The organism is Candidatus Saganbacteria bacterium (assembly GCA_026387835.1).
Taxonomy (GTDB): Bacteria; Margulisbacteria; WOR-1; order JAKLHX01; family JAKLHX01; genus JAPLKZ01.
The window spans coordinates 329,061-352,078 of record JAPLKZ010000010.1; the positions used below are offsets into that span (position 1 = coordinate 329,061).

Genomic DNA, 23,018 nt, shown 5'->3' on the forward strand with positions numbered 1-23,018 from the left:
CCTTTTTTAATTTGACAAGATGACCCTGTTGTTCTCGCTTAAGCACCTTGGGTTGAGTGCAGTCGAAGCCCTCATCTCCATCATGCTATAATATCCTCAAATCATGCATGATTCCCATCTTTTTAAGAATCTGATAAAGTATCTTGAAAAAGAAGAATCTTCCTGCGGCAAAATCAAGAAAATATTCATAAATATATCTGAATTCGGCTCGTTGACAAAAGAGCATTTTATCGGCCATTTCAAGGAATTCTCCAAAGGGACAAAATGGGAAGGTCTGAAGATCGACCTGAAAAAGATCCCGTACGGTCCGGAGTTTGAACTGACAAAGATCGAGTACGCAAAATGAAATACGCAGTAATTAAAAAAACTGACCTTAATAAATGGCTCGAGCGCCTGATGAAAAAGGCCCGCGTTTACGGCCCAAAGAAAAAAGAGAGTCTTTTCGTCTTCAGGCCTATCAAAGACCCGGAAGAGATCAGTCTGCAGTATATCCCGACTATTCTTCCCCCGAAAAAATATTACTTCCCGCAAAAGGAAAAGCTGATCAATTTCAACGCCGAAAAGTTCACCGAGGAAAAAGGGACCAAAGACCCGGAAGAGTTCATCCTTTTTGCTGTGCATACCTGTGATATTGCCGGTATTCAATGCATGGATGTCGTCTTCAGGGAAAATCCCGCGGATCCATACTATCTCAGCAGAAAAAGCAAGATGACGATCATCGGCCTTGAATGCCTGAAATACTGCGATGATATCGCCAGCTGTTCTTCAATGGGCAATCATGAGCCCCGCGGCGGATATGACCTGATGATGGTAGATATCGGGAACAGTTTTGCCCTTCATGTGAACTCCGAAAAGGGTGAGAGCCTTATCAAAAATCTCAAATACATACGCGAGGCAAACGATAAAGATATGGCCGCTCTTGCCTCCGTCAGGGAGGAAAAGAAAAAGGTTTTTAAAGAAGAGCTTAAGGCCCCTCTTTCAAAAATATACGAGGCATTCGACAATTCTTTCAAATCCCCGGTATGGGAGGATGTCGGAAAGCGGTGCGTCGGCTGCGGGAATTGCACTGCCTCCTGCCCCACCTGTTACTGTTACGATGTCATTGATGAGATGGAGCTCGATTTGACCAATGGGACTAGATACAGGATTTGGAACTCCTGCCAGATGGATGATTTTGCTAAAGTCGCCGGCGGAGAAGATTTTAGAAAAGGCCGCGATTCAAGACAGCGCCACAGATATTATAGAAAATTCAAATATCCGGTGGACAAGTTCAACAGATATTTCTGCACGGGCTGCGGGCGCTGTACAAGGGCTTGCGTTGCGCAGATCAGCCTTCCCGAAACAGTGAATGCTGTGATAGACGGGTACAGGAGTAAAAATGCCGGCTAAAGAAAAATTAAAAGAAAAGATCCTTTCTTTTCCGCACAAATCGGTGAAAGCGGAAATAATAGACGCCTATATGGTGGGTGCGAACGAGAAATTCTTCAAAATTAAACTTGAAGAAGGCAAAGAACTTGGGCACGAACCGGGACAGTTCGTTATGGTGTCTATCTTTGGTTTTGGTGAAGCGCCAATCTCGATCGCCTCCTCCCCCACTGATAAAGGATACTTTGACCTGACCGTAAGGAAGGTCGGGGTTTTCACAAATGAACTTCATAAATACGGCAAGGGCGATGTGATCGGCATCAGGGGACCTTACGGAAAAGGATTCCCAATCGATAATATGTTCGGTTACGATATCCTGGTCGTCGGCGGAGGGCTTGGCATGGTGCCGCTGCGTTCATTGATACGCTATGTAATGGCAAACCGCAATGATTTCGGGAACGTTCAAATACTTTTGGGGTGCAAGTCGCCAAATGAGCTCCTCTTTAATGAAGAAGCGAACGAATGGATGAAAAGGGCCGAAATAAAAAGGAACTGCACCGTAGACAAGGCCGATGAAGAATGGAAAGGTAACGTCGGGGTAATTACGACCCTGATCCCTGGTGTCGATATAATCCCGGAGCGCACTTACGCTGTGGTCGTCGGCCCGCCTATCATGATGAAGTTCACCCTTGTCTCACTTCTCGAAAAGAAAATACCTGAACACCAGATAGTCCTTTCTTTGGAGCGGAGGATGAAGTGCGGGCTTGGAAAATGCGGGCATTGCCAGATAGAGGGCGTGTATGTCTGCCAGACAGGGCCTGTTTTTACATATAATCAGTTAAAGAACTTTAAAGGGGAATGCTATGAAAAAGGTCTTTAAAAAACCGAAACTTGCGTTCTTCGACTTTAGCGATTGCGAGGGCTGCCAGCTCCAGTTCGCCAATATGGGAGAAACTCTGCTGGAGCTTCTAAAACTCGTCGACATCGTGAGCTTCCGCGAGATCATGTCTGAGAACGGTCAGGACTACGACATCGCTTTTGTTGAAGGCAGCATAACCTCTGATAACGACGTGAAAAGGATCAAGGCTATCAGAGAAAAAGCAAAAGTTGTAGTCGCCCTTGGCGCGTGCGCTACCATCGGAGGCGTGAACGGCATGAAGAACCGCACGCCGCTTGAAGACGCGAAAAAGCTTGTCTACGGAGATATGGCCGGCAGCATCAACACGATAAAGACAATGCCTTTGCGCGAGGTCATAAAAGTGGATTATTTTATCCACGGGTGTCCCGTGTATATCCCGGAAGTGGTCACAGTTGTCAAATGTCTTCTGCTGGGTAAACCCTATGTGGTCCCGACCTATTCCGTCTGCAACGAATGCAAAACAAACGAGAATGTCTGCAGGTATGAAAAGGACGAGGATTGTTTCGGTCCCGTGACAAGGGCCGGCTGCAACTCCTGGTGTATAAATAATGGGAACAAATGCTACGGCTGCAGGGGGCTTGTGGACGATCCCGCCGCCAACGGACAAAAAGAGATCCTGAGCAAATACGGGCTTGATCTTAACGAGATCCTGAACAGGTTTACTTTATATAATGACAGCCTTGGAGTAAAATATGACAAAGAGTTCAAGCAGTAATTCAAAGAACGTAAATATTGATATCCACTACCTGACAAGGGTGGAAGGACACGGTAATATCGTCGTTGATGTAAAAAACGGCGTGCTGGAAAAATGCGAGTTCCAGGTCATAGAATCTCCGAGGTTCTTCGAATCTATGCTCGTTGGCAGATCGATATGGGAAGCGCAGCATATTACGAGCAGGATCTGCGGCATCTGCGCCTGCGGTCACAGCCTTGCCAGCATTAAAGCGGCGGAAGCGGCGCTTGAAGTGACCCCGTCAGACGATACGGCTTTGCTCCGAAAACTTTTATTGAACACGGAAATGCTCGACAGCCATATACTTCACATTTACATGCTTGTCGCGCCCGACCTTCTCGGCGTAAAGAGCATTTTCCCTCTGGTCAAGACCCACAAGAGCATGATAGAGATGGCGCTTAAGATGAAAAGGATGAGCGATTTCGCCGGGGAAGTGCTTGCCGGCCGTCATATCCACCCCATTAGCTATGTGATCGGAGGCCTGACCCAGGTCCCGGCAAAAGAAAACCTGCAAAAGCTTCTTTCTATGATGATAGAATGTCGGGGATACGGAGAAAAGACCGTCAAAACTTTTAAAAAATTGAGCTTCCCCTCTTTTGAGCATCCGACACAGTATCTTTCACTTACAAACGAAAGTGGTGAATATCCTATGTACGACGGTGACTTGGTAGTGTCCGGATCGCAAAGGACCGGCATAAAAGATTACAAAAGATTATTACACGAAAAACCTGTCGGTTATTCAAGGGCAAAACTTTCTTTTATTAACGGACAACCTTATTCTGTGGGGGCCCTTTCGCGCCTTAATAATAATTTTAAAAAGCTTAATAAAAAGGCAAGGCTTGTCGCGGAAGAGCTGGGTTACAAAGTCCCGTGTCACAATCCGTATTTGAACACCGTTGCGCAGCTCATAGAATGGGTGCATTGTCTTGAAGATTCGATCTCTATCCTCGAAAGGATCTTAAAGGAAGGAATAGATAGCGCTAAGGTCGTGGTGTCATCCTGGCCAAAAAAGGGAGAAAAGCGTTCGTACAGGCCAAATTCGGGAACCGGATGTGTCGAGGTGCCGAGAGGTTCTCTGTTTCATGAATATACCATTGATGAGACCGGCCATATAACCGCGGCTAATTGCGTCATCCCTACGAACCAGAACATTGCCAACCTTGAAGAAAACATGAGAAAGATCGTGCCTGAGATGCTGCCTGAAAAGTCCCAGGATGAGATCCGTCTCGGACTTGAGATGCTCGCGCGTGCTTACGACCCCTGCATTTCCTGCGCCACGCACATGCTAGATGTCAAATTCATCTGAAAAACTGGCCATTATCGGCCTTGGCAACCCTTTAAGGAAAGACGACGGAGTCGGAATAATCGCACTTAATCGTTTGAAGTTATGCCTAAAAAGGCCTGATATCGACTATTTTGATTTCGGTACGGGGAGTTTTGATATCCTTTTCAAGATAAACGAATACAAGGCCATTCTTATAATCGATGCCGTAAATGCCGGCATGGAACCGGGGGACCATAAGATATTTCCTCTTGAGGCCGTTGAATCGGAGATCATCACGGACATGGGGTCTACGCACGGGTTCGGCCTCAAGCAGCTGAGGATGCTATGCTCTTCTTTCGGGTCTTCTGGCAAGGTTTTTGTCGCGGGCATCCAGATCGTTGATGTTTCCGAGGGGAACGGAACCTCGGACCTTGTCAACAAAAAACTTGACTCCGCTATAGATAATATTTCCCTCTATATCAACAAATACCTGTCATCCTAAGCATTGGGATATTGAAAAATCCCCGGGATTGTTATACAATATCAGTTAGTAATTTCTTTGAGGAGGTTCAACATGGCACACAGGATCAATGATACTTGCATCGCCTGCGGGACTTGCGAACCGGAATGCCCGGAAAAAGCAATAAGTGTTGGCGATCCTATATACATAATAGAGGCGGCAAAATGTACTGATTGCGGAAAGTGCGTGGAAGTCTGTCCCGTCAGTTCGATTGAAAAGGCATAGGGCCTGATGTTGTTATCATGAATACTCGGTTATCATAATAACGTTTTTGGGCGCAATTTTGCGCCCTTTTGATTTTTTTGGAGGTATTAATAATGAAACTGTCTAAAAACGCCGAGATCATCATTGAAAAAAGATACCTTCAAAAGGACAAGAACGGAAAACCGGCCGAGACAGTCTCCCAGTTTTTTAAAAGGGTCGCAAAAACAATAGCCGCCGTCGATAAAAAATATGACCCCGGATCAAAGGTCTCCGATATAGAGGCTGAATTCTATAAAGCGATGAGCGAAGGGGAATTCCTGCCTAACTCTCCCGCCCTTATGAACGCCGGCGCGGAAGCCGGGCAGCTTTTCGCCTGTTTTGTGCTTCCTGTCGAAGACCGCTTGAAAGATATATTTGAGACCCTCAAGAACACGGCCCTTATTCAACAAAGCGGCGGGGGAGTAGGGTTCAACTTCGGCCGCCTCAGGCCCAAAAGCTCGGCGGTAAAGTCGACACGAGGGGTATCTTCGGGCCCCGTTTCGTTCATGAAGGTTTTTGATGCCGCGACAGAAGTGATCGGACAAGGCGGCAGAAGACGCGGCGCGAATATGGGCATTTTACCGGTGGACCATCCCGACATAATGGAATTCATTTCTTCCAAACAAAAAGAAAAAGCCCTTTCAAATTTTAATCTTTCTGTTGCTGTGACCGATAAGTTCATGGAAGCCGCAAAAAAAGGCGCTAAATACAATCTAATTGATCCCAGGACAAAAAAATCCGCCGGGAACCTTAATGCGGGAGACGTCTTTTCCGAGATCGCCCGCTGGGCCTGGGAATGTGGAGATCCCGGAATTGTCTTTATCGATGCCATCAATAAAAACAACCCCGTCAAAAAGATGGGGGCCATAGAAGCGACAAACCCATGCGGGGAGCAACCATTATTGCCGTATGAATCCTGCTGTCTCGGCTCCGTCAACCTTTCAAAGGTCGTAAAAAACGGGGGGCCCGATCTTAAGCATCTTAAAGAGCTTGTCCGGTTAGGGGTTCACTTCCTTGATAACTTGATAGATGCAAACAAGTTCCCTATTGCCGAGATCGAAAAGGCGACCCTGGCCAACAGAAAGATCGGGCTCGGGGTAATGGGATTTGCTGATATGCTCATCAAGCTGGGCATCCCTTACGACAGCCCAAAAGCTGTGGCTCTCGCTGAAAAGCTTATGAAATTTATCAGGGAAGAAGCGCAAAAGATGTCCCAGGAGCTCGCGGCGACAAGGGGTTCGTTCCCTAATTTCAAAGACAGCGCTTATAAATCAAAGGTCAAGGCTATGCGCAATGCCACCGTTACCACGATCGCTCCGACCGGAACTATCAGCATAATCGCCGGCTGTTCTTCCGGGATCGAACCAATCTTTGCGGTGGCTTATGTCAGGCTGCTCGCTGACGGTCAGGAGATCGTCGAGTGCTGCCCTCTTTTTGAAGAGATGATGAAAAAGCGCAAACTTTACAATCACGAATTCTGCAAAAGGGTCCTTTCCGAAGGCGGAATAAACGAGATGTCCAGCATACCCGAAGATATAAAAAAACTATTTCTCCCGGCAGTCGGGATCTCATATGAATGGCACGTGGCCATAGCGGCAGCATTTCAAAAATATACCGACAATGCCGTTTCAAAGACCGTCAATCTTCCTTCGTCCGCATCAAAAGAGGATGTTAAAAATGTGTTTCTCTCCGCATACAAGAACAAATGTAAGGGCATTACCGTGTTCCGGCAGGGATGCAAAAAAGAGCAGGTCCTTTCCATCAAACCCGAAGATACGGGGCGCATTGCGGTTGAAAGCGAATTCGCCGGAGGGTGCCCCGTGAGTTACTGCGTAGATTGAAATATCCCCTTGACAGCCCATATATGTAGCGTGATATACTCATAGTCCCCACTAAATAGGGTGGTTTTCCATGAAAAGGTAAAAAGGGCTATGAAGTGTCCCGCGTGCGGAAAAGACGATGATAAAGTGCTTGAGTCCCGCTCTATAGACGACGGCTCTGCCGTCAGGAGAAGGAGAGAATGCATCGACTGCAAAGCGCGTTTTACTTCTTATGAAAGAGTGGAAGAAAAGCCTCTCGTAGTAATAAAAAAGGATAATACCCGTCAGCCCTACAGCAGAGAAAAACTTGTGGGCGGCATCAGGAAGTCCTGCGAAAAAAGGCCGGTCTCTTCGGATGATATAGAACAGATCGCCGACGATGTCGAAAAGTTTTTGTACTCCGAGTACGGCAGGGAGGTCCCGACGTCCCAGATCGGCGAGATCGTGATGGACAAGCTTCAGAATATCGACCAGGTCGCCTATGTGCGGTTCGCATCCGTATACCGGCAGTTCGAAAAAGTCACGGACTTTGTTAAAGAGATAAAAAGCCTGAATTAACGGCCAATCAACAGAAGGGGGAATTACCATGTCCAGCGAAGAATTGAACTTGTCCGAAAACGCGATAAAGGTCCTTGAAAAAAGATATTTAAAGCGCGACGAGAAAGGGAATGTGACGGAAAATCCGGAGGATCTTTTCCGCAGGGTATCAAAAAATATCGCCTCTGCGGAAGTGAGGTTCTCGTCGACAATAGAGGCGAAGCAGGTGGAGGACGAATTTTTCCGGATGATCTCCTCACTGGAATTTCTTCCGAATTCCCCTACTCTCATGAACGCCGGGAGGGCCTTGCAGCAATTATCCGCGTGTTTCGTGCTGCCTGTCGATGATTCTTTGGAAAATATCTTCGAGACGGTAAAAGAGACCGCGATGATCCACAAGAGCGGCGGCGGGACCGGGTTTTCTTTTTCTCATTTGAGGCCAAAGGACGACATCGTCCTGACGACCAAAGGGGTTTCTTCGGGACCTGTATCTTTTATGACCGTATTTGACGCCGCGACCGAAGCGGTAAAACAGGGCGGCACCCGCCGCGGCGCCAATATGGGCATACTTCGCGTGGACCATCCGGATATCCTTGATTTTATTACCTGCAAAAGAGATAACAATAAAATAAACAATTTTAATATTTCGGTAGCTGTCACTGACGAGTTCATGGAAGCGGTGGAAGAAGGCAGGATGTACGATCTTGTTAACCCGCGGACAAAAGAAAAAATGCGCAGCCTTAACGCCAAAGAGGTTTTTGACCTTATTACCGAGATGGCATGGAAGAACGGCGATCCGGGGATCATCTTTATCGACAGGATGAATGCTTTTAATCCCACTCCTCTTATAGGGGAGATCGAGGCTACAAATCCCTGCGGGGAGCAGCCTCTGCTCCCTTACGAATCCTGCAATCTCGGCTCGATCAATCTTGCAAAGATGGTAAAGAAGTCTTCGGGCGCGCAGCATGAAATAAACTGGGAAAAGCTGAAAAAGACCGTTCATTTGTCGGTAAGATTCCTTGACGATGTGATTGAGATGAACAAATACCCGCTTAAAAAGATCGAGGATATGACAAAAGCCAACCGCAAGATCGGCCTCGGGATAATGGGATTTGCCGATATGCTGATCATGCTCGGCATTCCTTACAACACGAAGAAGGCTATGTCGACAGCCGAAAAAGTGATGCGGTTCGTCCAGGAAGAAAGCAAGAAGGCGTCGGAAAAACTTGCATTTGAAAGGGGTGAGTTCGCGAATTTCAAGGGCAGCATATATGATGTCCAGAACGGGCCAAAGATAAGGAACGCAACGACCACGACCCTTGCTCCGACAGGGACCATCAGCATAATCGCTGCCTGTTCTTCCGGAATAGAGCCCCTGTTCGCCATCTCATATATAAGACGGGTGATGGACAACGCTGAGATGGTGGAAGTGCATCCGTTATTCAAAAAGATAGCAATGGAAGCGGGCTTTTACAGCGACGAACTTATGAAAAAGATCGCGGAACACGGCAGCGTGCAGGGGATAGAAGAAGTTCCCGAAGATATCAGGAGGGTATTCGTTACGGCTCACGATATAAACGCCGACTGGCATATAAGGATGCAGTCCGTTTTCCAGAAATACACGGACAATGCCGTTTCAAAGACCGTCAACTTCGCGAATAACGCGACAAAAGACGACATCAAAAACTCGTATCTTTTCGCATACAAAGAAGGCTGCAAGGGCATAACCATATACCGAGATAAAAGCAGGGAGACGCAGGTCCTGAACATCGAAAGTAGAAAAGAAGAGAACAGGAAGCCTCACGGAATAGTCCCGAGGGAAAGGCCGAGCCAGACGCTCGGCAAGACGATCCGCATCGGGACCGGCTGCGGCAATCTTTACGTGACCGTAAACGAGGACCAGTCGGGGTTGTGCGAGGTATTTGCAAAGATGGGGAAATCAGGGGGATGCGCGGCATCGCAGTCGGAGGCGATCAGCCGTTTGATATCCTTGTGCCTAAGGTGCGGGATAGATAAGGAAGCTATCTTAAAACAGGTGAAAGGCATCAGATGTCCTTCTCCTTTATGGGTGAACGGCGGAATGATCCTTTCCTGCCCCGATGCTATCGCGAAGACGATCGAGCAGTACATCGGCAACGGGAACGGCCACGGCCACGTCGATGATATGCCGGATATCGATCCGGTTATCGCCGCAGCAGCCACCGCAAAAGCAAAAGAACCCGTTCCCGTGACCGTTTCTTTCATGGAAGAAAGAGATATCAAGACCGACATGTGCCCGGAGTGCCCCGAGTGCGGCAGTATGGTCGATTTTACGGAAGGATGTATCGTCTGCAGGTCGTGCGGATACTCTAAATGCTGGTAGCTTTCATCGGTGACGGAGAAGGCAAGACATCCGCGGCAATAGGCCATGCTATTCGCGCAGCCGGCCACGGCAAAAAAGTTGCCGTTATTCAGTTCCTTAAAGGCCGGACAAATACGGGTGAATATAAATATTTTTCTAAGTGTCCTTCGATAGAACTTTACCTCGCCGGCGAATCGTCTTTTGTCCTTGATAAAACTCCGAAGGAAACCCACACAAAAAAAGCAAAAGAAGGGATTGCTCTTGCAAAAAAGCTTGCCGGCTCACAGAAATATTTCCTTCTTATCCTTGACGAGATACTGGACGCGCAGGCCGCGGGATTGATATCGACAAAGGATATTGGGGAGATCATTGATTTGGTGCGGGTCCCGATCGGATCGGTGACTCTTCATGCAATTTTAACCGGCCGCGTCCTGCCGCCGGAGCTGTCAAAGAAGATCGATCTTATCACCCAGATGAAGAAGATAAAACACTATTATGATCTTGGGGATAAGGGGATAGAGGGGTTGGATTGGTGATTTTATCCCGTTTTCGCTTCGAGCTTTTTCTCCTATTTCTTAAGACTGTTCGGTTTTAGGCCTTTCCCTTTCCAGAAACTGCCGAAAGATCTTCGATAAGGCGAACTGTACATTTGCGGCTGAGCTGCTTTTCCATATGCAAGTCATCTCGGCAATTTCGGAAGCCGCGAAAAACACAAAAATCTCCTCCCCTAGAGGATTCTGTCCACTCCTTTCTGTTGCCTGTTAAATCATCTCTTGCCACTGCGTTTGTCTCTAGCGAATCGTCGATTTTTAATGTGGCATTTTCCCATTCTTCCTCATACGGGATTCTAAGGTTTCTCCCGGTAATACCGCTCAACCACTTTGCATATGCCCGGCCATCCTCCAGGTTTAAAAATACCGCGCTCCTTTGTTGCGATGAACCTGCGAGAGCTTTTATGAGGAGATCCGCACCATCACCTGTGATTGGATATGACGTGCTTTTTACAAATCGACCGAATTGACCGGCCGTAAGTTCCCCCACCATAATATTAAAACCCTGAGGATAGGCTCCTATGAAGTTTGGGACCCCCTTATATGATGCCCCTAGTTTCTTGTCAACAACTATCTTCATTTCTGTTCTTGCATAATATTTTTCTTTGTCGTTCATTGCTTCATATATTGCATCTTTCTCCCTCATCAAAGATAAAACTTCTTCTCTTTGTGGATATATTTGTGAATATATTGTCCCCTTATCAACAAATATGCTTATTTGTCTTGCTCCTCTTAATGTTCTTAATGCCTCTCTCATTTGGACCCTTGTTATTTTTGTTCCGTCTGAATTTCTCCATTTTTCACCAATATTAATTTTGATAATCATGTTACATCCTTTTTTGCTTTGGTATTACCATCTGATAATATATCGAACGGCTTTTCAAGATATTTCAATGGTTTTGGGTGGGTAAGAATATTTTAGGTTATTTCGATCGATCGCCGTTCCGGGCGACGACAGATGATTATTATCGTGGAGCCGATACTAAATATTGTTGTTTTTGTCTGCGCGCGAATGCAATCGCGAGATCGTTTCCTGTAGCGTTCCCATCGGGCATATCACGCACCAGCTTCTCGGTTTATAGATCGCTCCGACAATAGTCCCTAATACAGTTGTTAATATACACATTGATATAAAAGCCGCTCCTATGGTGATCCAGTTCCCTCCCGTTCTAATGATAATTGATATCAAATACCCAATTAATAGAACAAATACCGACCATCTGAACCATTTCTTTGAGAATATTCCGGGCAAATTATTCTTCCGGCTGAAGAACGGGACAACAATTTCCAGAAAAGATCCGCGCGGGCATAAGAACCAGCACCAGTATCTTTTTTTGAAGAATGAAAGAGCTGAAAAGAATATTATCATGCCAAGGACCAGATAGCCGATCACGGGCCATATAAGGCCGCCGATCAAGATGATAGGTAAAAGCCATATCATTATTAATTGCGATGTTTTATATTTAGCGGTAACCATTTATTTTCCCTTCAATACTTGTTCGAGCGCCACGGAAGCCATCAGCGCCGCGCATGCTATCACCCTCGGGGCCAAAGGGGGGGTTTCTTTTCCGGCATATGTTTCCTCATCTCCGACTATATAGACGTTTTTTCTGGCTTTCCTGATCTTGATATGCGTCTCATTTTTTATGCCCGCCATACCGCTCCCCATGATCAGGATCTTGTCTGTATTTCCGAAGCTCTCAAGGAATAGTTTCTTTGACTGAGCATTATCAAAAGCTTCGAAAATAACATCTCTGTCTTTGTAGTATTCTAAAATATTGCTTCTGTCGAGATGGATCTTTTTTGCCTTTATCTTTGCGTCGGGATTTATAAGGAGTATTTTCTTCGCTGTTGTATCGACTTTAGAGGCCCCTATCTCGCCGAGAAAATAATTCTGCCTGTTAAGATTGCTTGCTTCAATGACGTCCTCATCAATGATCTCAAAGTCCTTGAACCCTGACCTTACTATGGCATTGGCTATATTTGAACCTAACCCTCCGCAACCCGCAATGCCAATCTTTGTCTTTTGAATGATGCCGAGCTGTTCTTTTGTAAAGTATTTTAGTAGCCCTTTTTCAAATTCGTTCATTTACCCGCCCCCGACAAAAGATATTATTTCGATCTTGTCGTTCTCGTTCAAATAAGTCTTGCCCCATTCTTCACCTTTAAGGATCTTCCCGTTGTGCTCGATAACGGCTCTCGCGGAGTCGAGTTTGTGCATGCTTGCCAGATACCTGATGTTCACGGACCGGGGAGTTTCTTTTTCTTCGCCGTTTACTATAATCTTCATTTTTCTCCTCCGTTTTTCCGCGACAGCACGAACAGTCCTGTTGTTGCGAACATGTTGGGAAAAATGAAGGCTTTTTTCTTTTCCCCGATAAATATCTTTCTTTCAATGTTTATCCTGTTCTTTTTGCAGAAATCGATAAAATCATATATCGTCAAGAATCTCACGTTCGGTGTTTCGAACCATTTATAAGGGAGTGATGCTGTGACCGGCATCCTTCCTCTTAAAACAAGCTGTAATCTTGATTTATAGTAGGCGAAATTCGGGATCCCTACGATGACCTTATTGCCCACCCTGATAGCGTCGTCAAGGACCTTTTCCACGTGCGCTACCTGCTGGAGACTCTGGTTAAGTATGACGTAGTCGAACGATTTATCCCTGTATTCAGAGAGGCCTGAATCGATGTCGCCGTGAAAAACGCTCAGCCCTTTTTCAACGCACTCCCGGACAGCTTTTTCGTCGATCTCTATGCCGACGATCCTGGCCTTTTTTTCCTGTTCAAGCAGCTGCATCAGCTCGCCTGGGCCGCATCCGAGATCAAGGATGCTTGTCCTTGCATCTACGATCTCAAGTATCTGCCTGTGGTCCGGCCTTAGTTTCCCCCAGTCGATCATGTTAATCTCTGCCCCTTTCGACTTTCGCCAGAAAATGTTTTATCAGGTGTGTAAGTTCTTTTGTCTCAAGCAGAAAAGCATCGTGTCCGTATGTTGAATCGATCTCGCAATAAGATGTGTCGAGCCCTGCTCTTTTGCATGCTTTGACGATCTCCTTTGAGTGGTGCGTCGGATAAAGCCAGTCCGATTTCATCGCGATTGCAAGGATTTTTACGTCGCCTCCAATGAGCGCTTCTTCGAGCGGTTTGCCTTTAGATGCATCATAATAGTCCATGGCCTTTGTTATGTAAAGATATGAGTTCGCATCAAATCTTTTTACAAAACTATCCCCTTTGTATTGCAGGTATTTTTCAACCTCGAAATGCGCGTCAAACTTGGCCGGCAGTTTCTTTTCATTCTTTTGCCTGCCGAATTTTTCTTCCATCGAGACATCGCTCATATAAGTTATGTGCCCAAGCATGCGTGCAAGCGCCAGCCCTTTTGCCGGAATTTCCTGCCCGTAATATTTCCCCTCGTTCCAGTTTGGGTCAGACATTATTGCTTGTCGTCCCACTTCGTGGAACGCTATCTGCTGCGGGGAGTGCTTTGATGATGTGGCAATCGGTATCGCGCTGTGTATCATGCCCGGATATTTTACCAGCCATGAGACTGCCTGCATGCCGCCCATCGATCCTCCCGCAACCCCCAGAAGTTTCTTTATGCCAAGATGCTCGACCAGTTTTTTCTGTGCACTGACCATATCTCCGATCGTTATGAACGGAAAATCCAGAGAATAAGGATTGCCGGTGGCCTGATTTATTGATGATGGCCCTGTGGATCCGCTGCAGCCGCCAAGCACATTTGAACATATGATGAAATACTTATCCGTATCAAAAGCTTTTCCCGGACCGACCATTTCATCCCACCAGCCCGGCTTTTTATCATCTGCACTGTATCTTCCGGCAACATGGCTGTCTCCTGAAAGTGCGTGAAGAAGCAGGATGCCATTTTCCGCATCTTCATCAAGCTTTCCGTAAGTCTCGTATGCGAGGGTTATCGGGCCAAGCTTCTCCCCGCTTTCGAGGATTAAGCCATGCGAGCCTTCCCCAAAAGTGAAGTATTTCTTTTCTACGGTCCAGATACTCCCCTTTTTTATCATATTTTTCTACTCTTCAAATAACCAGGTCGAAAGGTACCTTTCCCCGGTATCAGGAAGAAGGACGATTATCGTTTTGCCTTTGGATTCCGGTCTTTTTGCCACTTCAATCGCTGCCCAGAGTGCGGCGCCGCTCGAAATGCCGACCAAAAGTCCTTCTTTTTTTGCAGCGAGTCTGGCCAACTGTCCTGCGTCTTCATTCGAGACCTTTATTATCTCATCTACCGTCTTTGAGTTGTAGATCTTAGGAACAAACCCCGCCCCTATCCCCTGTATCTTGTGAGCTCCAGGAGAACCGCCCGACAGTACCGGAGAATCTTTCGGTTCCACTGCTATGATCTTTACGTCGTTCTTCTTTTTTTTGAGGGCTTCACCTACTCCGGTAATTGTCCCTCCGGTCCCGACTCCCGCGATAAATATATCAACCTTTCCGTCGGTATCGCTCCAGATCTCTTCGGCAGTGGTCTTCCTGTGGATCTCGGGGTTTTCCGGGTTCTCGAACTGCTGCGGTACAAAGCTGTTGGGAATGCTCTGGTGCAGCTCCTGTGTTTTCGCAATAGCTCCCGACATTCCTTTTGTCCCGTCGGTCAGGACAAGTTCCGCGCCGAAGATCTTGAAAAGCTTTCTTCTTTCGATGCTCATGGTCTCGGGCATCGTAAGTATAAGGCGGTATCCTCTTGACGCGCAGATAAATGCCAGGGCTATGCCGGTATTACCGCTCGTCGGCTCGATTATCACGGTGTCTTTTTTTATAAGCCCTTTCTTCTCCGCGTCTTCGATAAGGGCTATCCCGAGCCTGTCTTTTACGCTTGAGAGTGGGTTGAATGATTCGAGCTTTGCAATGACCGTTGCCCCCAGACCCTCGGCTAATTTGTTGATCCTGACCAAAGGCGTTCTGCCGATAGTCTTAGTTATGTCTTCAAATATCTTTGTCATCGGTTCATCCTCCTTTTAAGCTTTGTTTAATGCCTGGTCAATATCTTCTATTATATCCTCAACATTTTCTATCCCAACAGACAGCCTGATAAAATCGGGCGTTACCCCGGTCGCAAGCTGCTCCTCGCTTGAAAGCTGCTGATGGGTCGTCGTGGCCGGGTGTATCGCAAGGGTCTTCGCATCCCCGACATTGGCAAGATGCGAAACCAGCTTTAGAGAGTTGATGAACTTTTTGCCGGCCTCAAGCCCCCCTTTTATTCCGAACCCGATTATCGCTCCCGCACCTTTTTTTAGATATTTTTTTGCCCTTTCTCTTTCTGGGCTTGAGTCGAGTCCCGGATAATTGACCCAAGATACTTTGTTGTTACACTCAAGATGTTTTGCGACCGCAAGCGCGTTCTCGCTATGCCTGATCATCCGCAGATGCAACGTCTCCAGGCCCTGGATAAACAGGAACGAATTGAACGGCGATGGCGCCGGGCCCAGATCACGCAGAAGCGTGACCCTGGCTTTTATAATGTAGGCAATATTGCCCATTGGTTTCAGGGCCTCGACAAAGTTTATCCCGTGATAGCTTGGGTCCGGATCGGCAATCAGGGGGAACTTTCCGTTCGTCCAGTCGAATTTTCCAGAGTCTACTATGACTCCGCCGAGCGACGTACCGTGACCCCCTATGAATTTTGTCGCCGAATAGACGACTATATCGACTCCGTGCTCGATCGGCCTCAATAAATATGGGGACACGGTGTTGTCAAGAATGAACGGGACCCCGTTTTCGTGAGCTACTTTTGCAATAGCTTCCAGATCGGCCACATCCAGTTTCGGGTTGCCGATGGATTCGGCATAAACTGCCTTTGTCTTCGGGGTGATCGCTTCTTTCAATGCCTTGATATCGTTCGATTTTACGAACTTCACTTTTATGCCGAACTTGGGGAACGTATAATGAAAAAGATTGTAGGTGCCCCCGTAAAGATTATCGGCAGAAACTATCTCGTCCCCGGCTTGCGCTATGTTCAAAAGGGCCAGCGTTATCGCCGATTGTCCGCTTGACAGCGCGAGTGCGCCGACCCCTCCGTCGAGCAACGCCATTCTTTTTTCAAAAACGTCCGTCGTCGGGTTCATCAGCCTTACATATATATTGCCGAACTCCTTCAGCGCAAATAAATTGGCAGCATGATCGGTTGATTTGAACTGATAGGATGTGGTCTGGTATATAGGCACGGCTCTTGAACCTGTTGTCGGATCCGCTTCCTGTCCCCCGTGTAATAATACCGTTTCGAGTCTTATCTTTTTTCCCTCATTTGTCATCTTTGTTCTCCTTTATTTTTTTGCCGGTCCTTTAGGCCTTGTTTTTCCCAAGCCTAAGAGGACCCGCTTTTAATTTTGCTTAGACTGGTTTTTCCCGACACGCATACCGTCATCGTCCATAGGTCCACCTCCTTTTATATAAAGTAATTTGTCCCCTTGCTTTTTAACTGGTTTTTTTCAATAAGGTCCTGTAATGTAATCCCGGACAGGTATTTTTTTATGTTTTGTGCCATCCCGTCCCACACGTCCATTGTCACGCATTGAAGGGCCCTTTTGCATGAATCGGGATCGTCAACACAATCGACAAAATTGATTGGCCCCTCGAGTAATGATACGATTTCTTCCAAATTTATCTTTGCCGGCTTTTTTGCCAAAATATAGCCGCCCTTTGAGCCGCGGATCGAATTTACCAGCCCCGCATTTTTAAGCGGCGGGATAAGCTGCCATAAATATTTTTCCGAGATCTCCTGTCTTTTTGATATGTCCTTCAATAAGGCCGGCCCCTGGCCGAAATGGAGCGCCAGATCGAGCATTAACCTCACTCCATATCTCCCTTTTGTAGACAGCTTCATAAATAAAACCTCGGATAATCTATCTCTACTAATTCTATCGCATTACTAGACATTATACTTGCATTTAATTTCCCTGTCAAGGCCTTACTTTTTATTTAGTTAATCTGCATTATTGGCTGTTCCAGAGAGGTAGTCCCGTGGCTTTGTCTTTTCCCCTGATAAGTTCTCCTCCTGTCAACTCTTGAACGTGAAATTCTGCCACAAATATCTCCGTTCCCGGTATCAAATGCCGCCGAAAGCTTTTCCGTCAAAATCCGCAAGAGTGATGTGGGCATGCACAAATATTTCGCCGTCTTTGATCGATATGTTGCCTGTACATGAAGATATCTCAAGCTTTTTATTGATCTCGACGCAGCCCGTGTACTGTTTTTGTTCCTGGTCATAGTACCCGAGCTTTGCATTTCTGACCGCTCCGATCAGATTAAAAACGCCAAGGCGGATGTTTTCTTTCTTGCACAGATCGTTCAATGACGCAAGCAGGTCTTCGCCTGATTCGAACCTGCCGATGAATGACCTTCCCTCCTGCGGTTTTATATACATGTCTTTATTATACTAATGTTATAATTTGATTGCCAATGCAAGACCAAAAAGAACATGCAAACAGGATTATCGGCATATTATCAAAAAAATATCCGGATGCCGGCATAGCACTTCAATATAAAACCCCTTTTCAGCTTTTGGTCGTTGTTATCCTGTCAGCGCAATCGACAGATAAACAGGTCAACAAACTTTCTCCTGCCCTTTTTAAAATACTTAAGACGGCGAAAGACTTCGCGAAGGCCGACGTCAAAGAGATAGAAAAATATATCTATTCTTCCGGGTTTTTCAGGGCAAAAGCAAAAAATATAAAGGCTATGGCGCAGATGCTGCTTTCTGATTATGGCGGCGTTGTCCCCGATTCAATGGAAGCGTTGATAAGGCTACCAGGGGTTGCAAGGAAAACTGCGAATGTAGTTCTTTTTAATGCTTTTAATAAGAACGAGGGGATTGCTGTGGATACTCACGTTATCAGGCTTTCTCAACGTCTCGGCCTTTCAAAATACTCAGACCCGGTAAAGATAGAGCGGGACCTTATGGAGCTTTTCCCTAAAAATATGTGGGGCAAGATAACATATTATCTGATCGAGCACGGCAGGAATATCTGCGACGCGAAGAGGCCTAAATGCGAGATATGTCCGGTAAAAAAGCTTTGCCCCTATTTTAAGTCGGTTCTATACTAGCTGTTATTCCAGCGGTATCGATGTTCTTTCAATATCCTCTTCGGCCTCATCCCTATATTGTCCCGGTTTGTCCTTCGCGTGCAGTATTTGAATTGATATTTTTGTAAGCCTTACGTCGTGAACGGTTTGCACGTCCGGACCAAGGGCAAATATGACAAATGATTTTGTTATGCTACTTTTGCAGGAGATTACATCAACAGTGCGGTCTCCGAACATTGTTTCTCTTTTTATTGCTTCTTCCAGCGAAACCGGGAAAGCCGTATTGGCAAATTCCCAGCCTATAGCTCTTGTCCTGGGATGGCCTACGGTCTCTGCCCAGGGTGTATTCCATCTTGCCAGGTTCTCTGCCCAGCGCACCAAAAACGGATATTGTTCCCTGCTCCAGATACATCCCAGAGAGATCCCCAGCTTTAAATTCCTTACAACGAACCACCCGAAGGGGCTTGTTTTTGGCATGTGCATCGTGGCGCAGTCGCTTTCCGGAACTTTCGGGAACACGCTCAGGTCGATCAGCGACCCGTCTTCCGCGGGCGCCAAAGGATATTCAAACTCTTCCCCTCTTGTTAAAAGCTGCTTTGTCGGTTCGCCTGCCCGCGGAGTAAAGAATTCATAAGGAAATGTCACGCCTCTCGTTCCTTTTGGCAGGTATGTCACTGAATCTGCCATAAATTCCCAGCTGAATGTCATATGCTGGGCAATGGTCGCTATTCTTGTTGTGCTTGCTAGTCTGTTGGAAAATGTGTCATCGAAGCCTATTGCCTGTGCTCCCCTGGAAAATCCGATCTCCCTGTTCACTGCTGTATTTGTGATCGGCAGTTTTGCGTTCATTGTCAGGCCGTTTCTGTTTATTTTAGACAAGGCGGCTGTCCATGGAACTTTATTGACTTCGCCGTGAGCGCCCCCAAAAACTTTCAGCTCTCCTCCGCCGAAAATCGGGAAACACATGTTCAGTCCGGTTATTCCGGCGAGTAGCGGGCCGTCGCATCCCGCACCAAAAATTTGGTATTCCGGTCTCCTGAGATCGAATTTGTCGGGTTCCTGTGATTGCCACGGCGGTATCCATAGCGGGTTTATTGTTTTCCCTGCACTTTGTATCAGTATTTCCGGGATAGATCCGCCTACTTTGTGTATTGTAATTCTGTCGATATTTGTCCCTTTTCTGTCAGTTGAAAGTGCCGCCTGAACTGCCTTCCTCCCGTTAAAAACAGTATCCCGGGTTATTGTGGCCGAAAACGTCGTTTTCATGATATTAGTCTCCTTTAAGTTTTATCGTCAATATATCTATCGAATGGATTATTTGAAAATTTCAGTGAATTTTGGGGTCGGGTTATTTTGTTCTAGAAAAGAGAGTTTGCCGTCATATCCGCGGGTTTTTTAAGGCTCATGAGGCCGACAATTGTTGTTCCGATATCGGGAATAATCCCTTCGCTTTTCAAGCTGACTTCTTTCCCGATGATCCAGAACGGAACTTTGTTTAATGAATGCTGGGTGCTGACGATCTCTTTCCCGTTCGTTTCAAAATACATCTCGTCACAATTGCCGTGATCCGCAGTTAAGATAAAGACCCCGCCTTTTGAAGTCCACGCCGGCACGAGCTTTTCAAGGCATTTGGAAATATCGCATATCGCTTCTGTCGCAGCTTTTAAATTCCCCGTATGTCCGACCATGTCGCCGTTCTGGAAATTGTGCACTATGAGGGAATATTTGCCGCTTTCTATAGCTTTAAGTGAATAATCGGTCTCAAGGAAGGCCGTCATCTCCGGCACCCAGTCGTAATGTTTTCCCTCCTGAGTTCTTTCCTTGAGCTTCATGTCCTGGGCTAGATGCCTGTCTTCTCCCGGAAAAGGTTCCGCCCTTCTTCCCGAGAACCAGGCTGTTACGTGCGCGAATTTTTCCGGGCCTGCAAGACGCAGCTGTTTCAGCCCGGCCCTCGAGATGACTTCTCCAACGGTGTCCGGTATTTCCTTTTCCGGAAAGGCTGTCAGCCCGTGAAGACCGGGATAATACTCTGTCATCGCCACAAAAACGAACGGCTGGATACCTTTTTGAAGGCCAAGTATTTGTTTATATATATCTTCATCTATAGGCTTCGTGCCTTTTTTGTAATCAAAGAATTTTTTATCCTGCTCGCAGAACGTCGTTGTCAGCTGTATCGTCCTGTCCTGCCTGAAATTAAAGTAGATAACGGAATCTTTTGGTTTTATGCCTTTATAATCGCCGATTATCGTCGGTCTTATGAATTCGTCCGTATCCCCTCTTTTGTACGAATCCTCTATCGCCTGCCTTGCAGTATCGGATTTATATTCTCCCTGTCCGAGCACTAAAGCTTTCATTGCGATCAGCGTCTTGTCCCATGCCGTGTCGCGGTCCATCGCGATCTCGCGCCCCATCACTGAAGCAATCTTTACCACACCGGAAAGCCCGAGCTCCGCAATCTTATCCTCGAGCATCTTCAGGTAGATCTCTCCCGCAGCCTTAGGGTTTGTATCGCGGCCGTCGGTGAATAAATGAATTTTGACGTTTTTGAGCGTGTTCCTTTTTACAAGATCGAGAAGTGCATAAAGATGCAGGATGCTCCCGTGGACTGTCCCGCCATGCCCCTGGAGTATTCCCATAAGATGGAGCGTTGAATCGTTCTTTTTACAGTTGTCTACAGCTTTCGTCAAAGCTTCGTTCTTGAAAAAACTCCCATCGTTTATCGCGACGTTTATCCTCTCGATCGATTGGTATACAACCCTTCCTGCTCCCATATTGAGATGATTTACCTCGGAATTGCCCATCGTTCCTGCCGGAAGGCCGACAGCCAGGCCGCTGCATTCCAGCTTTGAATAAGGGTGTTTTTCAAAAAGTTCTTTTATAAAAGGTGCATTGCCTGACTTTATCGCGTCATAGATCGCGTTGCTTTCGTCCTGTTTCCCGAGCGCGAAGCCATCGAGGATGCATAGATATACCCTGTTATTTCCCACAGCAATATTATACTACAAGTTGGCCATATGATACTTGACCGTTTCGCTCAAGTATAGTATTATTTTATTATGAGACTCACAACTAAAGGCGAATATGCGGTAAGGGCCCTGATCTATCTTCTTCAAAAATCAGAAGAAGGTCCGGTCCAGATAAGAGAAATATCGGATAGCGAGTCGATGTCAAAGTCCTATATCGAGCAGCTTTTTAACAAGATGAGAAAGGCCGGGCTGATAAAAAGTTCGCGCGGGTCAAGGGGCGGCTATGTCCTCGGGAAAAGCCCGAAGAAGATAACCATCGGGGATATTATACGGTGTGTTGAAGGCCCGATTTATCTTACTCTCTGCAGCGGAAGCGGCGGGAACAATTGCAGCAGGGCTTCAAGCTGCAAGTCGTACCCTATGTGGAAAAAGATAAACGAAAAGCTTGAATCCGCTTTGGACTCGGTCAACCTTGGGGACCTAAAATAATTGCGTCTCCCCCTGACAAGGGGGAGAAACCGCCGAAGGCGGAGAGGGGGTTTATGAAAAGAATATATTTAGACTATGCCGCGACTACGCCCGCGCACCCGCAGGTCGTTGAGGTGATGCAGCCGTACTTCAATGAAATTTTCGGAAATCCCTCTTCGATCCATTCTTTCGGACAAGAAGCACGGGCCGCGGTCGAAGTTTCCCGCGAGAAAGTCGCGGGTTTGATCGGCGCCAGGACAGATGAAGTTGTTTTTACTTCCGGCGGTACTGAGTCGGATAATTTTGCTGTTAAAGGCGTTGCTTTTGCTAACCAGAAAAAGGGAAATCATATAATAATCTCGGCGATCGAGCATCACGCAGTGACAGAGCCGTGTGCTTTTCTTAAAAAGCTGGGGTTTGATATTACTGTACTCCCCGTTGATGAACAAGGGCTTGTTGATCTTGAAAAAGTCAAACAAGCAATTACAGATAAGACTGTTCTGGTATCTGTTATGCATGCTAACAACGAGATCGGCACAATAGAGCCGGTCGAAGAGATAGGAAAGATTGCCAAAGAAAAAGGTGTCTTTTTCCATACAGATGCCGTACAAACTGCGGGTGCTATCCCAATAGATGTAAATAAGATGAACGTTGACCTTCTTTCAGTTTCTGCCCATAAACTTTACGGGCCTAAGGGTGTTGGCGCTTTATACATCAGAAAGGGAACCAAGATGGTCCCCTTCATGCACGGCGGCGGCCAGGAAAAGAACCGTAGGGGTTCGACCGAAAATGTTCCCGGAATAGTCGGTTTTGGAAAGGCCGCGGAACTCGCCGCCTTGGAAATGAATGAAAGGGCAAAACATCTTATTCCTCTGAGGGATAAACTGACTACGTCCTTGTCTGAAAAAATAGGCGACAGCATCCTGAACGGACATCCGGTTAAAAGGCTTCCGAATAACGTGAATTTCTGTTTTAAATTTGTCGAGGGTGAATCAATGCTTTTAACCCTTGATATGGAGGGGATCGCAGCATCCACGGGTTCCGCATGCTCTTCCGCAACACTTGAGCCTTCTCATGTGCTTCTTGCAATAGGAAGGCCGCATGAGATCGCCCACGGCTCGATCAGGTTTACTTTAGGAAGGCTGACTACAGAAGAAGATATCGACCATGTTATAGATGTGTTCCCGAAGATCGTCGAAAAGCTGAGGAAGATGTCGCCGTTATACAAAGGAGGATAATA

Annotated in this window: 26 protein-coding genes; 14 read left to right on the forward strand and 12 right to left on the reverse strand. The window is 46.7% G+C overall.

The window, feature by feature from the left end:
* Positions 1–103: 103 nt before the first annotated feature.
* From NTZ10_05725 to NTZ10_05775, 11 genes are all read left to right on the forward strand, one after another.
* Positions 104–346, forward strand: a complete 243-nt coding sequence (locus NTZ10_05725) for a hypothetical protein (GenBank protein ID MCX5749723.1) — start codon at positions 104–106, stop codon at positions 344–346.
* Positions 343–1,389 carry a 4Fe-4S dicluster domain-containing protein gene (locus NTZ10_05730; protein MCX5749724.1) on the forward strand — a complete coding sequence of 349 codons (1,047 nt, stop codon included), beginning with the start codon at positions 343–345 and terminating at the stop codon, positions 1,387–1,389. The genes NTZ10_05725 and NTZ10_05730 overlap by 4 nt, the downstream gene beginning before the upstream one ends.
* The gene (locus NTZ10_05735) at positions 1,379–2,245 is read left to right on the forward strand and encodes an FAD/NAD(P)-binding protein (protein ID MCX5749725.1); all 867 of its coding nucleotides are present in this window, start codon (positions 1,379–1,381) and stop codon (positions 2,243–2,245) included. The genes NTZ10_05730 and NTZ10_05735 overlap by 11 nt, the downstream gene beginning before the upstream one ends.
* The gene (locus NTZ10_05740) at positions 2,229–2,999 is read left to right on the forward strand and encodes a cytochrome B (protein MCX5749726.1); all 771 of its coding nucleotides are present in this window, start codon (positions 2,229–2,231) and stop codon (positions 2,997–2,999) included. The genes NTZ10_05735 and NTZ10_05740 overlap by 17 nt, the downstream gene beginning before the upstream one ends.
* A complete protein-coding gene (locus NTZ10_05745; GenBank protein ID MCX5749727.1) occupies positions 2,977–4,323 on the forward strand; it encodes a Ni/Fe hydrogenase subunit alpha in 1,347 nt (448 codons plus the stop codon). Before NTZ10_05740 ends, NTZ10_05745 begins: the two co-directional genes overlap by 23 nt.
* Positions 4,307–4,783, forward strand: a complete 477-nt coding sequence (locus tag NTZ10_05750; protein ID MCX5749728.1) for a hydrogenase maturation protease — start codon at positions 4,307–4,309, stop codon at positions 4,781–4,783. The genes NTZ10_05745 and NTZ10_05750 overlap by 17 nt, the downstream gene beginning before the upstream one ends.
* A gap of 72 nt (positions 4,784–4,855) precedes the next feature.
* Positions 4,856–5,026, forward strand: a complete 171-nt coding sequence (locus NTZ10_05755; protein MCX5749729.1) for a 4Fe-4S binding protein — start codon at positions 4,856–4,858, stop codon at positions 5,024–5,026.
* 92 nt (positions 5,027–5,118) lie between these two features.
* Entirely contained in the window at positions 5,119–6,885 is a 1,767-nt protein-coding gene (locus NTZ10_05760; GenBank protein MCX5749730.1) for an adenosylcobalamin-dependent ribonucleoside-diphosphate reductase, read from the forward strand.
* Positions 6,886–6,975: 90 nt separating this feature from the next.
* Positions 6,976–7,422, forward strand: a complete 447-nt coding sequence (gene nrdR / locus NTZ10_05765; GenBank protein ID MCX5749731.1) for a transcriptional regulator NrdR — start codon at positions 6,976–6,978, stop codon at positions 7,420–7,422.
* 28 nt (positions 7,423–7,450) lie between these two features.
* Positions 7,451–9,763 (forward strand): vitamin B12-dependent ribonucleotide reductase, encoded by a 2,313-nt coding sequence (locus NTZ10_05770; GenBank protein MCX5749732.1) that lies wholly within the window; start codon positions 7,451–7,453, stop codon positions 9,761–9,763.
* Positions 9,754–10,278 carry a cob(I)yrinic acid a,c-diamide adenosyltransferase gene (locus NTZ10_05775; protein ID MCX5749733.1) on the forward strand — a complete coding sequence of 175 codons (525 nt, stop codon included), beginning with the start codon at positions 9,754–9,756 and terminating at the stop codon, positions 10,276–10,278. Before NTZ10_05770 ends, NTZ10_05775 begins: the two co-directional genes overlap by 10 nt.
* Before the next feature lie 55 nt (positions 10,279–10,333).
* Here NTZ10_05775 and NTZ10_05780 read toward each other — a convergent pair whose 3' ends face one another.
* The 10 genes from NTZ10_05780 to NTZ10_05825 all read right to left on the reverse strand — a co-directional run bounded on the left by NTZ10_05780 (position 10,334) and on the right by NTZ10_05825 (position 17,685).
* Complete coding sequence (locus NTZ10_05780; protein MCX5749734.1) at positions 10,334–11,119, reverse strand: SUMF1/EgtB/PvdO family nonheme iron enzyme; 786 nt, start codon at positions 11,117–11,119, stop codon at positions 10,334–10,336.
* Between the two features lie 156 nt (positions 11,120–11,275).
* On the reverse strand, positions 11,276–11,770 hold the full coding sequence (locus NTZ10_05785) for a 4Fe-4S binding protein (protein ID MCX5749735.1): 495 nt from the start codon (positions 11,768–11,770) through the stop codon (positions 11,276–11,278).
* Positions 11,771–12,382, reverse strand: coding sequence for a sulfur carrier protein ThiS adenylyltransferase ThiF (thiF, locus tag NTZ10_05790; GenBank protein MCX5749736.1), 612 nt, complete (start codon positions 12,380–12,382; stop codon positions 11,771–11,773). It abuts the gene before it with no gap.
* Positions 12,383–12,583, reverse strand: coding sequence for a sulfur carrier protein ThiS (gene thiS / locus NTZ10_05795; GenBank protein MCX5749737.1), 201 nt, complete (start codon positions 12,581–12,583; stop codon positions 12,383–12,385).
* On the reverse strand, positions 12,580–13,194 hold the full coding sequence (gene metW / locus NTZ10_05800) for a methionine biosynthesis protein MetW (protein ID MCX5749738.1): 615 nt from the start codon (positions 13,192–13,194) through the stop codon (positions 12,580–12,582). Before metW ends, thiS begins: the two co-directional genes overlap by 4 nt.
* A gap of 1 nt (position 13,195) precedes the next feature.
* Complete coding sequence (locus tag NTZ10_05805; GenBank protein ID MCX5749739.1) at positions 13,196–14,332, reverse strand: homoserine O-acetyltransferase; 1,137 nt, start codon at positions 14,330–14,332, stop codon at positions 13,196–13,198.
* Between the two features lie 6 nt (positions 14,333–14,338).
* The gene (gene cysK / locus NTZ10_05810; GenBank protein MCX5749740.1) at positions 14,339–15,265 is read right to left on the reverse strand and encodes a cysteine synthase A; all 927 of its coding nucleotides are present in this window, start codon (positions 15,263–15,265) and stop codon (positions 14,339–14,341) included.
* A gap of 15 nt (positions 15,266–15,280) precedes the next feature.
* Positions 15,281–16,573, reverse strand: coding sequence for an O-acetylhomoserine aminocarboxypropyltransferase/cysteine synthase (locus NTZ10_05815; protein MCX5749741.1), 1,293 nt, complete (start codon positions 16,571–16,573; stop codon positions 15,281–15,283).
* A 134-nt stretch (positions 16,574–16,707) separates the two neighbouring features.
* Complete coding sequence (locus NTZ10_05820) at positions 16,708–17,145, reverse strand: Rrf2 family transcriptional regulator (protein ID MCX5749742.1); 438 nt, start codon at positions 17,143–17,145, stop codon at positions 16,708–16,710.
* 222 nt (positions 17,146–17,367) lie between these two features.
* On the reverse strand, positions 17,368–17,685 hold the full coding sequence (locus NTZ10_05825) for a DNA-binding protein (protein MCX5749743.1): 318 nt from the start codon (positions 17,683–17,685) through the stop codon (positions 17,368–17,370).
* Positions 17,686–17,720: 35 nt separating this feature from the next.
* Between NTZ10_05825 and nth the strand changes: the two genes are divergently transcribed.
* Positions 17,721–18,365, forward strand: coding sequence for an endonuclease III (nth, locus tag NTZ10_05830; protein ID MCX5749744.1), 645 nt, complete (start codon positions 17,721–17,723; stop codon positions 18,363–18,365).
* Positions 18,366–18,368: 3 nt separating this feature from the next.
* Here the strand turns inward: nth and NTZ10_05835 are convergent, their stop codons facing one another.
* Both NTZ10_05835 and gpmI read right to left on the reverse strand, forming a co-directional pair.
* A complete protein-coding gene (locus NTZ10_05835) occupies positions 18,369–19,610 on the reverse strand; it encodes a hypothetical protein (GenBank protein ID MCX5749745.1) in 1,242 nt (413 codons plus the stop codon).
* Positions 19,611–19,702: 92 nt separating this feature from the next.
* Entirely contained in the window at positions 19,703–21,331 is a 1,629-nt protein-coding gene (gene gpmI, locus NTZ10_05840; GenBank protein MCX5749746.1) for a 2,3-bisphosphoglycerate-independent phosphoglycerate mutase, read from the reverse strand.
* A gap of 69 nt (positions 21,332–21,400) precedes the next feature.
* On the opposite strand from gpmI, the gene NTZ10_05845 reads away from it, so the two are divergent.
* Complete coding sequence (locus tag NTZ10_05845; GenBank protein MCX5749747.1) at positions 21,401–21,799, forward strand: Rrf2 family transcriptional regulator; 399 nt, start codon at positions 21,401–21,403, stop codon at positions 21,797–21,799.
* A 53-nt stretch (positions 21,800–21,852) separates the two neighbouring features.
* Positions 21,853–23,016 carry a cysteine desulfurase NifS gene (nifS, locus tag NTZ10_05850; protein MCX5749748.1) on the forward strand — a complete coding sequence of 388 codons (1,164 nt, stop codon included), beginning with the start codon at positions 21,853–21,855 and terminating at the stop codon, positions 23,014–23,016.
* Positions 23,017–23,018 lie beyond the last annotated feature (2 nt).

Excerpts from the sequence above, each read along its gene's own strand:
- NTZ10_05845 (MCX5749747.1), top strand. The coding sequence starts at position 21,401 with ATGAGACTCACAACTAAAGGCGAATATGCGGTAAGGGCCCTGATCTAT.
- NTZ10_05785 (MCX5749735.1), bottom strand. The coding sequence starts at position 11,770 with ATGGTTACCGCTAAATATAAAACATCGCAATTAATAATGATATGGCTT.
- metW (MCX5749738.1), bottom strand. The coding sequence starts at position 13,194 with ATGATCGACTGGGGGAAACTAAGGCCGGACCACAGGCAGATACTTGAG.
- NTZ10_05815 (MCX5749741.1), bottom strand. The coding sequence starts at position 16,573 with ATGACAAATGAGGGAAAAAAGATAAGACTCGAAACGGTATTATTACAC.
- nrdR (MCX5749731.1), top strand. The coding sequence starts at position 6,976 with ATGAAGTGTCCCGCGTGCGGAAAAGACGATGATAAAGTGCTTGAGTCC.
- NTZ10_05775 (MCX5749733.1), top strand. The coding sequence starts at position 9,754 with ATGCTGGTAGCTTTCATCGGTGACGGAGAAGGCAAGACATCCGCGGCA.
- nth (MCX5749744.1), top strand. The coding sequence starts at position 17,721 with ATGCAAGACCAAAAAGAACATGCAAACAGGATTATCGGCATATTATCA.
- NTZ10_05750 (MCX5749728.1), top strand. The coding sequence starts at position 4,307 with ATGTCAAATTCATCTGAAAAACTGGCCATTATCGGCCTTGGCAACCCT.
- thiS (MCX5749737.1), bottom strand. The coding sequence starts at position 12,583 with ATGAAGATTATAGTAAACGGCGAAGAAAAAGAAACTCCCCGGTCCGTG.
- NTZ10_05745 (MCX5749727.1), top strand. The coding sequence starts at position 2,977 with ATGACAAAGAGTTCAAGCAGTAATTCAAAGAACGTAAATATTGATATC.
- NTZ10_05755 (MCX5749729.1), top strand. The coding sequence starts at position 4,856 with ATGGCACACAGGATCAATGATACTTGCATCGCCTGCGGGACTTGCGAA.
- NTZ10_05825 (MCX5749743.1), bottom strand. The coding sequence starts at position 17,685 with ATGTATATAAAACCGCAGGAGGGAAGGTCATTCATCGGCAGGTTCGAA.
- NTZ10_05780 (MCX5749734.1), bottom strand. The coding sequence starts at position 11,119 with ATGATTATCAAAATTAATATTGGTGAAAAATGGAGAAATTCAGACGGA.
- NTZ10_05820 (MCX5749742.1), bottom strand. The coding sequence starts at position 17,145 with ATGAAGCTGTCTACAAAAGGGAGATATGGAGTGAGGTTAATGCTCGAT.
- NTZ10_05730 (MCX5749724.1), top strand. The coding sequence starts at position 343 with ATGAAATACGCAGTAATTAAAAAAACTGACCTTAATAAATGGCTCGAG.
- nifS (MCX5749748.1), top strand. The coding sequence starts at position 21,853 with ATGAAAAGAATATATTTAGACTATGCCGCGACTACGCCCGCGCACCCG.
- NTZ10_05740 (MCX5749726.1), top strand. The coding sequence starts at position 2,229 with ATGAAAAAGGTCTTTAAAAAACCGAAACTTGCGTTCTTCGACTTTAGC.
- NTZ10_05725 (MCX5749723.1), top strand. The coding sequence starts at position 104 with ATGCATGATTCCCATCTTTTTAAGAATCTGATAAAGTATCTTGAAAAA.
- NTZ10_05835 (MCX5749745.1), bottom strand. The coding sequence starts at position 19,610 with ATGAAAACGACGTTTTCGGCCACAATAACCCGGGATACTGTTTTTAAC.
- NTZ10_05760 (MCX5749730.1), top strand. The coding sequence starts at position 5,119 with ATGAAACTGTCTAAAAACGCCGAGATCATCATTGAAAAAAGATACCTT.
- NTZ10_05735 (MCX5749725.1), top strand. The coding sequence starts at position 1,379 with ATGCCGGCTAAAGAAAAATTAAAAGAAAAGATCCTTTCTTTTCCGCAC.
- thiF (MCX5749736.1), bottom strand. The coding sequence starts at position 12,382 with ATGAACGAATTTGAAAAAGGGCTACTAAAATACTTTACAAAAGAACAG.
- NTZ10_05805 (MCX5749739.1), bottom strand. The coding sequence starts at position 14,332 with ATGATAAAAAAGGGGAGTATCTGGACCGTAGAAAAGAAATACTTCACT.
- NTZ10_05770 (MCX5749732.1), top strand. The coding sequence starts at position 7,451 with ATGTCCAGCGAAGAATTGAACTTGTCCGAAAACGCGATAAAGGTCCTT.
- cysK (MCX5749740.1), bottom strand. The coding sequence starts at position 15,265 with ATGACAAAGATATTTGAAGACATAACTAAGACTATCGGCAGAACGCCT.